The following is a 13,391-nucleotide window of genomic DNA, read 5'->3' on the forward strand; positions in this document are numbered from 1 at the left end:
CTACAGTTTATTGTTTTCGTACAGGCGCGTTCTGCGTTTTTTCAAGATAATGTAACCGATGGTCAAAATGACAAACCACAATGGCGTCACCATCAGTGCCTGGCGGGTATCACTTTCCAACGTCAACAGAACCAATACAAAGGCGAAGAACGCCATACACACCCAAGACATGAAAATCCCGGCTGGCATTTTGTAAATCGACTTTTTATGTAGCGCGGGCCGTCTTTTGCGATACACCAGATAAGAGCAAAGGATAATCGTCCAGACAAACATAAACAGAATCGCCGATACGGTGGTGACCAGCGTAAAGACGGTCATGACATTCGGGATAAGGTAAATCAGCACCACGCCGCCCAACAGGCAAATACAAGAGAATGTCAGGCCGGATGCGGGAACCGAACGGCGTGATAACTTACCAAACTGCTTTGGTGCATCACCTTCTTTTGCCAAACCGAATAGCATGCGGCTGGTGGAGAAAACGCCGCTGTTGGCGGAGGAGGCGGCGGAGGTCAACACCACAAAGTTGATCACACTGGCAGCGGCAGGTAAACCGACGAGAACGAATAACTCAACAAATGGGCTTTTATCCGCAACTACTGAGCTCCAGGGAGTCACAGACATAATCATAATCAATGAGAAGACATAGAACATGATGATGCGGATCGGAATGGAGTTGATTGCGCGCGGTAATACTACCTCAGGATCTTTGGTTTCCGCGGCGGTAGTCCCAACCAATTCAATACCTACGAAGGCAAAAACCGCAATCTGGAAACCAGCAAAGAAGCCGCTAATTCCTTTGGGGAACATGCCTCCATCATTCCACAAATGAGTAAATGAGGCCGTCGTACCTGATGGGGACTGATAGCTTATTAACACCATAGTCAGACCGGCAAAGATCAACGCTACGATGGCCACAATTTTAATCATGGCGAACCAAAATTCCATCTCACCGAACATTTTTACTGTTGCCAGATTCAGAGATAACAGCAGTAAAACCACTAACAATGAGGCGACCCATTGCGAAAAGCCGGGGAACCAGAATTGTGCATAGGCTGTGATGGCGACGACATCGGCGATACCGGTAATGACCCAACAAAACCAGTAAGTCCAGCCAGTGAAAAAACCCGCCCAAGGGCCAAGTAAGTCAGCGGCAAAGTCACTGAACGATTTGTACTTCAGATTCGAGAGCAGCAACTCACCCATTGCGCGCATCACGAAGAACAACATAAAGCCGATTATCATATAAACGAAGATGATCGACGGCCCAGCCAGGCTGATGGTTTTACCCGATCCCATAAACAAGCCAGTACCTATGGCACCGCCAATGGCAATCAACTGAATATGGCGGTTGGAGAGACTTCGTTGAAGGTGCTCTTCAGGTTCCGGCAAAGGCTCTGCCACTATCTTGGATTGGTCTACCATCTTTCCCATTCCCTCTTCCTGTATTTATTTGTGAAGTTGTTGAGCTCTATGTTGGCTCTTTGGTCTTACCCTGTCTGTCTTTCGTTTTTTTGTATGTTTTAAATACAATTTTTGAATTATTTAATATCTTCGCAACAATAATTACACAATACGCCTCGTTTTCCAGTGTTTATATTTCACACACTGAATTTTGTTAAGTTCATCACAGCGCATGGAATTACAACATGAAGTTACATAACTAACAATAATCTCAAGTACCAGATGCATAATTAATCCACAGCGATGAATATCGCCCAGTATAAAGAGAAAAATCCGATGAAGTGTTTGACAGCTAAGGCCAACAGGAGAATAATTATCTCCGTTGGGTCGTTAGCTCAGTTGGTAGAGCAGTTGACTCTTAATCAATTGGTCGCAGGTTCGAACCCTGCACGACCCACCAACAGAATTAATTACTTAGACTACATTAAATATATCTTGATTATATTCGCGTGCCATATTCGTGCCATTAATATTTAATATTCCGTCTATTTGTTTCGCATGTTGAGTTAAATGAATTGGTGAAAGATGTGCATACCTTCTCACCATTTCAATACTTTCCCATCCACCCATTTCTTGTAATGCGGATAATGTAACCCCAGATTGAACTAACCAACTTGCCCACGTATGTCTTAAATCATGGAATCGAAATTTATCTATTTCAGCTCTCTTTAATCCCGAATACCATGCTTTATTATTATCAACACGCAATTTCCTTATTTCAGGTATTAATGAACCACCAGACCTATTTGATGCATGAGTATGAACAGACACATATTTGTTATGCTTTCCAATCTATTCCCTAAGCACTTTTGCAGCTGTATCATTCAGGGATATGCCAATAGCCCTGCTTGACTTGCTATCTCTTCAATCCAACGCCAGTCAGCCTCTCCGAACACTATTTCTGGCATTTCTCCTAACCGGTACACGCGCCAATAGTCAGACTTTAACTTGTCGTGCAGTTCCTGAGCCTGCCGCTTGTCTTCAGTCCCAAGTGATTCTTTAATTCGCTTCGAATCCGAAATAGAAATGCTCGCGTAACGAAATGCTTAATAGAGGAGGGCATGGCTGATTCAATGCTTGCAGAAGTCACTCGATAAAGTACGATATGAGCATTATTGTCACGGATGGCGGCATTATAAAAACAAAGTCTTTCACTTTCCGAAGAATGAACTAGATTCATCTCTAACGGTAGTCATTGTATCCGTTGAAGTGGTTAACCACCCAATAACGCCTGCCGTCGAGCTGATTTTTCTTTTTTTGTCCGCAATGTTGTTTAGTCTTGTAAGAAAATTCCCACGCAAGTTGGCTTTGCTTCCGATATTCAATAATTGCTAAAAATTCAATAATGGCGAATGAATATAAAATGTAAATATTGATTTAAGTCATGATTGTGCATTTTTATAAAAGTCCGATATCTATTGAATTTATGTGGTTGAAGTCCACTGGAACATAAAATGAAAAAGCAACTGACTGGCTTGGCTTTATTGGCCCCTCTGGTTTTGGGTATAATTTCGGCCCACGCAGAAGTACCAACAGCTGAATTAAAAGTAAAAGGAAAGATAGGCGTTCCAACGTGTAATATTAATGCACCAGACAGCGGTGTCTATGACATTGGTAATATAAGTTCAACCAAGATTCAATCAGGTACAACACGTACAGCGCTCCCAGAAATAACTAAAAGTTGGACAATAAGCTGTGACTCTGTAACCTTTTTGACGGTAAAGTCGATTGATAATCGTATAGGCTCAAGCTCATCCACAGGGGGGGATGGGCATTATGGTTTGGGTATGATAAATGGCTCGGGGAAAATAGGTCATTACACCGTTCTTATGTCTAATGCACTAGTTGATGGTAACCCCTTTTCATTGTTTTACACCACATCACCAACATTCACCGCAAGGAGCGAAACGGCGTTGTATAATGGTGAGAAAGGTTATCGTCAGGGATGGGCATCAGCTGATAACGTACTGAAATCGGGTAAGGTGTTCAGTGCTGACTTCACAGTAAAACCTTTTTTAGCGAGTACTGATACGATGAATGGTCCAGTAACCGAAGATACCAAAGTTGATGGCTCTCTTACGATGAACTTTGCCTTTGGTATCTAACGTCATAATGTGGTGATTGGATATTAGTACTGAACGCTAACTTATTGATATCGGTTCGGCAGCGTGACACCATATACCAATTCAAAGTCCACAACCACTAGCCGTAGTCAATCGTTAATACCTGCATGTTGGTCATGTACGGCAAATCAGTTTTAAGGCTCACTTCGGTGGGCCTTTTTTATAACCAAAAATCAGCTCGCTGCCAGCGCCAATCACCCTCAAATAAACTCAGAGTCTGAATGGCTTACGGTGGTCGGGCTATTCAGTAATAACGGAATAAACAAACTTAAAGTCGAATAGGGTGAAAAAATCGTCGGCTATAAAGATTGTCGCGGCATTCTGACAATCGGTGTGGGCCACATCGAAGGATGGATCAGGTCTGACAAATGTGAGACTACTAAAGGTTTTGATCGTGTATCAACATTTATCATCTTTTGTATCTAAATATATTTTGATTGTATTCGCGTGCCATTGAATTTTAATATTCGGCTATTTACTCCCTCATCTTTAGTTAAGCTGCATTACGGCAATTATATTATTATTTAAATTGGATTTTCTTATTTTCTTATTTTACAGATAAATTCAAAATTTAAATAATAGAGTGCATAATCTACGTGCATTAATAAAATGTGAATAATTATTTTTAATTTTGAGTTTTGTATAAATAACCATCTGTAACGATAATAAAGAGACTCACACTTGTGAGGCTCTTTATATAATCACTGAAAAATAAAATGGATAACGCCTACAGTCACTAGTAAAAATGCAGTGTATTGTAAGTAGTATGCTGACATTGTTTTCATAAGCCCCCCCTTTGGTTAACTTACAGTTAATAAGCAATTTCTGCGCCATAGATAACTAATTGATAAATATGTTATTTTAAATCTCATTGAGTAAAGGAATGCACTAAATTGGGGAGTTAGCACCATCTTGGTTCATGTTAGCTTATGTATGCTTTGATCCAGAATCGTCGGGGAGTTAGCCTCCCCAATCATGGAAATTAATGTGGAATGACCGATGAATAGTAAAGTTAACCTTATGCGGGTTTATGTGCGGAGAGTAAAAATATCATTGGGCGCTCTTTTTCTTCATCCAGTGATGGACAATCTATAATTTGTTGTGCTGTCGGGCCCCACTCTTCTAAATGTGTGATAACAAATCCATGTTTTATCAAAAGATTAATATAAGTTCCTAATGTTCTATGTTGCTTGACAACACCTTCAGCTAACCAATTTGTTACTCGTGTTCCTTCCGCTTGATAGCTATTTATCGGCCATGATTTTTGTCCATCATCTGCAACCAGCCAACCCGGCTGCTTTGGTGCAGTGTAGATAGGATGTTCGGCGGAAAAAATGAAACTACCACCAGGAAGTAAAGCATCATAAATAGCAGTTAGTAGGGCCGGGAGGGCTTTTATATAGTGTAATGTTAGAGAGCTATATGCTAAATGGTACATTTGTTGCGGTAATTGAATATGTTCCAAATCTTCCCTGCGATAAATAATGTTGTCATCAGATGTCATTTCTTTAGCCCGATTTAACATTTTCTCTGAAACATCCAACCCTAAAACCTCAGTTGCACCTTGTAAACGAGCGTAGCGACAAAACCAACCATAGCCACAACCTAAGTCAACGACTTTACGCCCTGATAGTGGCGGTAGAATCTTACAAATGGCTGGCCACTCTGGTGCGCCGTCCAATCCATCGACTGAACGGCTAAGTTTGGCGTAACCTGAAAAAAAATCCTGATTATCATAAATATTTTGAGTCATGCATCGTCCTCATTAATTATTGATCCACTTGGTTCATAAAAAGCATCACTAGCTTATCACTAATACGATGATATTAAATAAGACTGTAAGATCTGTGAATGCTATTTTTTCGAATACTTAATGTCAGAGATACGTGAATGCTGTTTTGAGAGTAACAAAGAGTTAAACGGACAATTACCATTAATTTTGCAAAGGAACACCACTAGCCATTACTTTATTCTTTGTGCTTGTTGAGTCTAAATGGATTATTGGCATACTGCAGTACCTTTATAATCAACCAACTGAGCAAGGTGGATTTGGTGAAATCCTGATTATGATTGCAGTCATGGCCTTATTCCAGGTTGAGATTTCCCGATGCCGTATCCGAGCTTTATCTCCGGATAACCCGGTTGATTTGTTACCTAAAGGGCAATAAGAAAGTGTTCTATCAGCTAACAGTCGAGGACTGACTGCTAGCTGATATGATAATGCGATAAGATTCTTAATGTGCCTTAAGTCAATCAACAATAAAAAGCTTGGCACCGGATATTGTTGAAGAGCGATGAGCTTCTGCGTGGTCTGCAACCTGATAACTCATACCGGCTTTTAATACAAAAATACGACCATCAACCAGTTCAGTACTCAATTCGCCCTCTAGACATAGTAAAATATGCCCTTTGGAACACCAATGGTCCGCTATGTATCCCGCACTGTATTCAACCATCCGAACCCGGATGTTGCTAAAGTTCTGCGTTCTCCAGTATGCAACGCCTCGATCTCCTTTATGCTCGATTTTGTCCACTGTAGACCAGTCAGTGATACCGAATGGGATATCCCCTATATTCATTTAAGCTCCCTAATAGACAGATAAATGAGACCCACATTGGCTCATCAGTAAAAGAAATACACAGTCTATTACTTTATTGCCAGTCCAAATTTTATAAAGTGGGCCATACTATGAGAGAAACAATAGAATGGAGTTATCAAGCCTATGAAAAACGCCACAATTTTTCAGTTTTTCCATTGGTATTACCCTGACGGAGGTAAATTATGGCAGGAGGTTGCTGAGCGAGCAGAACATATTAGCCATCTCGGGATTAATTATGTTTGGTTACCTCCAGCGTATAAAGGTGCTTCGGGAGGCTATTCCGTGGGATATGATACTTATGATTTATTTGATTTAGGTGAATTTGATCAGAAGGGAACCCGGGCGACGAAATACGGAGGTAAAGAAGAGTTACTGAACGCGATTAATCGATTGAAGGAAATGGATATCAAAGTCCTATTTGATATTGTCCTTAATCATAAAATGGGGGCTGATGAAAAAGAGTCGATAAGTGTCCATAAAGTTAATCCTGAAAACCGTACTGAAATTGATGAATCAATTATCGATGCGCAGGCCTATACTCGATTCACTTTTCCGGGGCGTAATGAAACTTATTCATCTTTTATCTGGGATAAGCAGTGCTTCAGTGGTGTTGACCATATCGAAGACCCAACAGATGAAGGTATTTTCAAGATTATAAATGATTATAGTGATGAAGGTTGGAACACCGAGGTTGATGACGAGTTAGGAAACTTTGACTATCTGATGGGGGCCGATATTGATTTTCGTAACCCCGCGGTTATGGGTGAGTTAATGTATTGGGGGGAATGGTTATTAGATACATTACCAATTAATGGTTTTCGCTTGGATGCCGTAAAACATATTCCAGCATGGTTTTTCAAACAATGGATCCAGCATGTACAAAATAAAGCAAATAATGATTTATTAATAATTGCAGAGTACTGGTCTCCGAATATTGAAAAATTACAACAATATTTAGAGCGGGTTGATGGTTTAGCGATGTTGTTTGATGTAGCGTTACATCACAAGTTTCACGAAGCCTCAAATCAAGGTGAGGATTTTGACCTCACGCAAATATTCAGTGGGACATTAATTGAAGTTGATCCAATGCATACAATTACCCTAGTCGCAAACCATGACACTCAACCACTACAATCGCTGGAGGCACCTGTTGAGCCTTGGTTTAAACCACTAGCATATGCATTGATATTAATTCGCGAGCAGGGCATCCCATGCGTGTTTTATCCTGATTTGTTTGGTGTCAGCTATGAAGATACCGGTGATGACGGGGGGATTTATCAGATAGAAATGCCCGTTATTGCTGAGTTGGAAAAATTAATTCAGGCCAGGAAACGTTTCGCGCATGGTGCACAAATTGACTTCTTTGATGATAAAAACTGTATAGCCTTTGTTCGCTCGGGCACAGAGGAAGACCCCGGTTGTGTGGTTATCCTTTCTAATGGTGCGGAAAATGAAAAAACAATTCATCTAGGGGAGGATTTAGCCAACAAAGAGTTTGCTGATTTCCTCGGTAACCATCCAGCCATTATCACCACTGATGATCACGGCGAGGCCGCATTTCCTGTTAACGGGGGCAGTGTGAGTCTTTGGGTACAGAAAGAGTTTTGTACTAATATGGACTGAGTTGAATAATGCAGACCTCATCATTTCAAGAGAGAGGTCTGCTGAGATACAAACTGATTTAGGTTACCTATAACAGCAATATTTTTCCTCATCTGACTTTGTCAGCAGTATGAAGCCCCGGTACCGTTTATTTTGCATAATTAGCGCTGCTTATTTGCTTGGGCGAGGACTGAACCTGCCAATGTTTTTGCGAGCTTACTGGATTTAGGTTCTGCCAATACTTGAGCTGCCACATCTTCCATATGTGCGCCAGTTTGATTATCCGTGTTCGTCTGAGAGAGGGCTGAACCCGCCAGACTTTTTTCGATAGCAGAAGCATTAGGGTCTTTCAGGATTTGTGCCGCCAATGAAGCTACTGAAGCTGATGTTTTCTTGGTGTTTTTTGACATTATTTAATCTCAATTAATTGACAAGGATATTTGATTTCGTGTTTAAATATATTAATAACAAAAGCTTATTAACTGTACGAATAAACAGTGTGACGCTCAAATTAAATATCATTAAAAATATTTAAAATAATTAATTCATGAGGATTATTTAAATAGATGAGTTTTTGGTGGAAATTAAAAAGAAATTGAAATCATTGATGGGTAAGATATTATAATAAATAATGTTATTTTAACTCTGGTCAATATTCATTGGCTAACTTTATTCGACTGACAATACAGTGCTATCTTTTCAAAATATATTCATGCTTTCGCCTGAAGCATGAATATATTCTTATTTATCAGTGGTTGATAAGGATGAATATAAATAAATCAATATCTGAAATAGGGGTAGTAAGTACCGTGATGGTTCACTAAATTTTATCGTACCGCCATTAACATCGGTTCCACCTATCGCTACAAGCAATCGCCATTGTTGCCAAAATGTTAATGTTTCTTTGTGTTATATTTAATCTAGACCTCATAATTTCAAGGGAATAGCCTTGTGATGATGAATGTGGCTTAGAACACGATAAGAAATAATGGAGGCGCTATGTCGTTGGATTTGCGAAAAACGAGTATGGCCAGGTTGGTCGCCCTCAATCATGAATATCACTATTACAGCCTGCCGCAATTGGCGGCAGTACTGGGGGATATCGACCGATTACCTAAATCACTGAAAGTGTTGTTAGAAAACTTGCTACGTCATCTGGACGGTGAGCAGGTTCAGGAGGATGACCTTAAAGCCATTGTAGCGTGGCAACAGACAGGCCATGCTGAAAAAGAAATTGCTTATCGGCCCGCCCGCGTCTTAATGCAAGATTTTACCGGTGTTCCGGCAGTAGTAGATTTGGCCGCGATGCGCGAAGCGGTGCAACGTCTTGGCGGTGATGTAGCGCAGGTTAACCCGTTATCTCCGGTTGACTTGGTGATCGACCACTCGGTGACTGTCGATGAGTTTGGTGATAAAGCGGCATTTGGTGAAAACGTCCGATTAGAAATGGAACGTAATCATGAGCGTTATATCTTCCTGCGCTGGGGGCAAAAAGCGTTTAGCCGTTTTCGCGTCGTGCCGCCGGGTACCGGGATTTGCCATCAGGTGAATTTGGAGTATCTGGGGCAAACCGTCTGGCATGAACAGCAGGGAGGTAAGGAGATAGCTTATCCAGATACCCTGGTAGGAACCGACTCTCACACCACCATGATTAATGGACTGGGGATTCTGGGCTGGGGCGTGGGTGGTATTGAAGCAGAAGCTGCAATGTTGGGTCAGCCTGTATCCATGCTTATCCCTGATGTTGTCGGTTTCAAAATGACCGGCAAGATGCGGGAAGGGATCACGGCTACTGATTTAGTGCTGACAGTGACGCAGATGCTGAGAAAACATGGCGTGGTGGGGAAGTTTGTCGAGTTTTACGGTGATGGTCTGGCGGATTTACCCCTGGCGGATCGTGCCACTATTGCCAATATGGCACCGGAATATGGTGCCACCTGCGGCTTCTTCCCGGTTGATGATGTCACTTTGGGCTATATGCGTTTAAGTGGCCGTAGTGATGAACAGATAGCGTTGGTGGAAACATATAGCAAAGCTCAAGGATTATGGCGTCATCCGGGGGATGAGCCGGTGTTTACCAGCCAGCTATCACTTGATCTGAGTACGGTAGAATCCAGTCTGGCGGGGCCAAAACGACCGCAAGACAGAGTTGCTTTGCCTAAAGTACCTTTGGCGTTTAATGCTTTTGAAGAACTGGAAGTTAATAGCAAAAAAGACAAAGTGAGTCATGTGTCCTTCACTCTGGAAGGAAAAACCCACGAGTTAGAACATGGCGCAGTGGTCATCGCAGCCATTACCTCCTGTACTAATACCTCTAATCCCAGCGTATTGATGGCGGCCGGTTTACTGGCCAAAAAAGCTGCAGAGAAAGGGCTTAAAACCAAGCCATGGGTGAAAACGTCGTTAGCTCCAGGTTCGAAAGTCGTCACTGAATATCTTAAGTCAGCCGGTTTAACCGCTTATCTGGATAATTTGGGCTTTAATCTAGTGGGCTACGGTTGTACGACATGCATAGGTAACTCCGGCCCATTGCCAGAACCAATAGAAAAAGCCATCAAAGAGGGTGATTTAACGGTGGGTGCTGTGCTCTCCGGCAATCGCAACTTTGAAGGGCGTATTCATCCTTTGGTCAAAACCAACTGGCTGGCCTCGCCACCACTGGTGGTTGCTTATGCCTTGGCGGGGAACATGAATGTCAATTTGACGCAAGATTCGTTGGGCAACGATCCTCAGGGTCATCCGGTCTATCTGAAAGATATCTGGCCGACCGGCCTTGAAATCGCCAAAGCGGTTGAAGAAGTGAAAACAGACATGTTCCGCAAAGAGTATTCTGCGGTGTTTGATGGTGATGAAGAGTGGCAGAGCATTCAAGTCGATAGCACCCCCACTTATGATTGGCAGAGTGATTCCACCTATATCCGTTTGCCCCCTTTCTTCAGTGATATGAAAGCATTGCCCGAACCGGTGCAGGATATCCATCACGCCCGTATTCTGGCTATTTTGGCCGATTCCGTCACTACCGATCACATTTCTCCTGCGGGGAATATCAAGCTGGACAGCCCGGCAGGCCGCTATTTGCGTGATCGCGGCGTGGAGATTAAAGAGTTTAACTCCTACGGCTCTCGTCGCGGTAATCATGAAGTGATGATGCGCGGAACCTTTGCCAATATTCGTATTCGTAATGAAATGGTGCCCGGTGTCGAGGGGGGGATCACTCGCCATATTCCATCTCAAAATCAAATGGCTATCTATGATGCTGCGATGCGTTATCAGCAAGAGAATGTGCCGCTGGCAGTGATTGCCGGAAAGGAATATGGCTCAGGCTCTAGCCGTGACTGGGCAGCTAAGGGGCCGAGGTTGCTGGGAGTACGCGTTGTTATCGCCGAATCATTCGAACGTATTCACCGCTCTAACTTAATCGGAATGGGAATTCTGCCGTTGGAGTTTCCGCCAGGTGTCAATCGTAAAACATTGGGCCTGACCGGTGATGAATCTATTAGTGTCAGTGGGTTACAGAGTTTGGCTCCGGGGCAAACTGTCTCTGTGACCATTACTTATGGAGATGGGCGGCAACAAAAAGTTGATACTCGTTGCCGTATTGATACAGGTAATGAATTGGTCTATTTCGAAAATGGCGGCATCCTGCATTATGTGATCCGCAAAATGTTGTAATAAACTGATAGTTTCGTGACAGTGTCACGATTTGGTGAAGTGACTGAAAGGTTTACCGCGCCGTTGGGGCACGTCGTTATGGCCCCAACGGCACGATTCTCTTTCATTTGACGTTGTCTTCAAGCTGAACGGCAGGTTATTACTTGGTCAATAAATGGCCCATCTTGGCAGCTTTGGTCGCCATATAGTGCTCGTTCTTAGGATTTTGTCCTACAATCAGCGGAACGCGTTCGACGATATTGATCCCGGCTTCAGAGAGAATTTCGACCTTCTTAGGGTTATTGGTCAGCAAGCGCACGGCCTTAACACCCAATAACTTATACATATCAGAACACAGGGTGAAATCGCGTTCGTCGGCAGCGAAACCGAGTTGGTGATTTGCTTCAACGGTGTCGGCGCCTAAGTCTTGCAAAGCATAAGCGCGGATCTTATTCAGTAAACCAATATTACGGCCTTCCTGACGATGATAAATTAGTACACCACGGCCTTCTTCGGCAATATGTGCCAGTGCCGCTTCTAACTGGAAACCACAATCGCAACGCAGGCTAAACAGGGCATCGCCCGTCAGACACTCAGAGTGAACACGGGAGAGTACGGGCTCATCGGTGCTAATATCACCAAAAATCAATGCCAAATGGTCATGACCGGTGGCTAATTCTTCGAAACCGACCATTAGGAAGTCACCCCATGGGGTCGGTAATTTGGCTTCTGCTACACGTTTTAGCTGCATCTTACTGTTCATATTATAACTTTATACCCTTAGATAGGTTATCGCATATCCTACCGTGAATGCCTGATACACCCTTTTGTTTTAGGGCATAAGGTTAAATAAAAAATTTTATGTGATCATTATTAACTATATTGCCATAACTTTTGACATGCTGCTGTTCAACAAAGCAGCAATAAGGTCAGTGAGAATGTCTATTTAAGACTTATTTTAATAATGACAAAAATTTGTGTATGTTATCAATAGTTAGCGATACTTATATTATATAGATATAGCGCTTATATAAATCGTACTATTACCGAGGGTAATATGTAGTGGATATTGCCAGAAAGAAAGGGCAGCAAATGTGGAATATAACAAAACGCATTACTCTGGGATCACTTATTTTACTGCTGCCAACCTTTGTCATTTGGCTCTCGGGTTGGCAGTGGCAGCCGGGGGGCGGTGAACGCTGGTTAAAAGGGCTGTTTTGGGTAACAGAGACGGTGACCGCGCCGTGGGGCATAGTAACTAGCGTATTACTCAGTGGCTGGTTTTTGTGGTGTCTGCGTTTTCGCCTCAAACCGGCTATCGGGCTGTTGGTTATACTCAGCGTGGTTATTGTTGTCGGGCAGGGAGTGAAATCGCTGATTAAGGAACAGGTACAAGAGCCACGGCCATTTGTGGTGTGGCTCGAAGCTGAGCATCATATCGATAACCATTTTTTCTATTCTTTACCGCGTGTTGAACGTAGCAAGTTGATTGAGCAACAATTACAGAATCAATCTGCGATCCCTTCGTGGTTGAGCAGTCACTGGCAGTTTGAAACGGGTTTTGCCTTTCCTTCCGGCCACACGGTTTTTGCCGCCAGTTGGGCGTTATTGGCCGTCGGATTACTCTGGCCCCGTCGACATTACAAAACGGTTATTTTACTGATGCTCTGGGCGCAGGGTGTCATGATGAGCCGTCTGGTGTTAGGTATGCATTGGCCAGTCGATTTAATGGCGGCTACGATAATTAGCGGTTTATTAGTCGCGATGGTATGCAGTTTGGTGCAACGGTGGTTCGGCCCGTTGAATATTCCACCGCAAGAACTGCAAGAGATTGAAACGCGCGATAATGACTCAAAATAGTTAATTGATTCTTATTCTTAATTAACTATTCGCAATTAAGTTGCTTAAAATAATCTCTATTGAGCATCAGTTCGGCGCTTTATCTTGGTGCAGG

The 13,391-nt window shown here is 42.8% G+C and carries 9 protein-coding genes, 1 tRNA gene and 1 pseudogene; 5 read left to right on the forward strand and 6 right to left on the reverse strand.

What is annotated here, in order from left to right:
- Nucleotides 1–1,422, reverse strand: a complete 1,422-nt coding sequence (gene cycA / locus ACF3VQ_RS09720) for a D-serine/D-alanine/glycine transporter (protein WP_392435515.1) — start codon at nucleotides 1,420–1,422, stop codon at nucleotides 1–3.
- A 363-nt stretch (nucleotides 1,423–1,785) separates the two neighbouring features.
- On the opposite strand from cycA, the gene ACF3VQ_RS09725 reads away from it, so the two are divergent.
- A tRNA-Lys gene (locus ACF3VQ_RS09725) sits at nucleotides 1,786–1,861 on the forward strand.
- Nucleotides 1,862–1,875: 14 nt separating this feature from the next.
- Here the strand turns inward: ACF3VQ_RS09725 and ACF3VQ_RS09730 are convergent.
- A pseudogene (locus tag ACF3VQ_RS09730) lies at nucleotides 1,876–2,322 on the reverse strand (site-specific integrase); the annotation flags it as partial.
- Between the two features lie 593 nt (nucleotides 2,323–2,915).
- Between ACF3VQ_RS09730 and ACF3VQ_RS09735 the strand changes: the two are divergent.
- Nucleotides 2,916–3,566, forward strand: a complete 651-nt coding sequence (locus ACF3VQ_RS09735; protein ID WP_392435051.1) for a fimbrial assembly protein — start codon at nucleotides 2,916–2,918, stop codon at nucleotides 3,564–3,566.
- 1,036 nt (nucleotides 3,567–4,602) lie between these two features.
- Here ACF3VQ_RS09735 and ACF3VQ_RS09740 read toward each other — a convergent pair.
- Together ACF3VQ_RS09740 and ACF3VQ_RS09745 are read right to left on the reverse strand one after the other, a co-directional pair.
- Nucleotides 4,603–5,337, reverse strand: a complete 735-nt coding sequence (locus tag ACF3VQ_RS09740) for a class I SAM-dependent methyltransferase (RefSeq protein WP_392435053.1) — start codon at nucleotides 5,335–5,337, stop codon at nucleotides 4,603–4,605.
- 496 nt (nucleotides 5,338–5,833) lie between these two features.
- Nucleotides 5,834–6,163, reverse strand: coding sequence for a DHCW motif cupin fold protein (locus ACF3VQ_RS09745; RefSeq protein WP_392435055.1), 330 nt, complete (start codon nucleotides 6,161–6,163; stop codon nucleotides 5,834–5,836).
- A gap of 144 nt (nucleotides 6,164–6,307) precedes the next feature.
- Here ACF3VQ_RS09745 and amyA point away from each other — a divergent pair, with 144 nt between their 5' ends.
- Nucleotides 6,308–7,807: an alpha-amylase gene (amyA, locus tag ACF3VQ_RS09750; protein WP_392435056.1), complete on the forward strand. Its 1,500-nt coding sequence runs from the start codon at nucleotides 6,308–6,310 to the stop codon at nucleotides 7,805–7,807.
- Nucleotides 7,808–7,947: 140 nt separating this feature from the next.
- Here the strand turns inward: amyA and ACF3VQ_RS09755 are convergent, their stop codons facing one another.
- Entirely contained in the window at nucleotides 7,948–8,196 is a 249-nt protein-coding gene (locus ACF3VQ_RS09755) for a hypothetical protein (RefSeq protein WP_392435058.1), read from the reverse strand.
- A 589-nt stretch (nucleotides 8,197–8,785) separates the two neighbouring features.
- On the opposite strand from ACF3VQ_RS09755, the gene acnA reads away from it, so the two are divergent.
- A complete protein-coding gene (gene acnA / locus ACF3VQ_RS09760) occupies nucleotides 8,786–11,458 on the forward strand; it encodes an aconitate hydratase AcnA (protein ID WP_392435060.1) in 2,673 nt (890 codons plus the stop codon).
- Between the two features lie 139 nt (nucleotides 11,459–11,597).
- On the opposite strand, the gene ribA is transcribed toward acnA, so the two are convergent.
- A complete protein-coding gene (gene ribA / locus ACF3VQ_RS09765; RefSeq protein ID WP_050075620.1) occupies nucleotides 11,598–12,188 on the reverse strand; it encodes a GTP cyclohydrolase II in 591 nt (196 codons plus the stop codon).
- A gap of 341 nt (nucleotides 12,189–12,529) precedes the next feature.
- Between ribA and pgpB the strand changes: the two genes are divergently transcribed.
- Entirely contained in the window at nucleotides 12,530–13,297 is a 768-nt protein-coding gene (pgpB, locus tag ACF3VQ_RS09770; protein WP_392435517.1) for a phosphatidylglycerophosphatase B, read from the forward strand.
- Nucleotides 13,298–13,391: the final 94 nt, after the last annotated feature.

The sequence above is a fragment of the Yersinia fenwicki genome, from assembly GCF_043099325.1.
GTDB lineage: Bacteria > Pseudomonadota > Gammaproteobacteria > Enterobacterales > Enterobacteriaceae > Yersinia.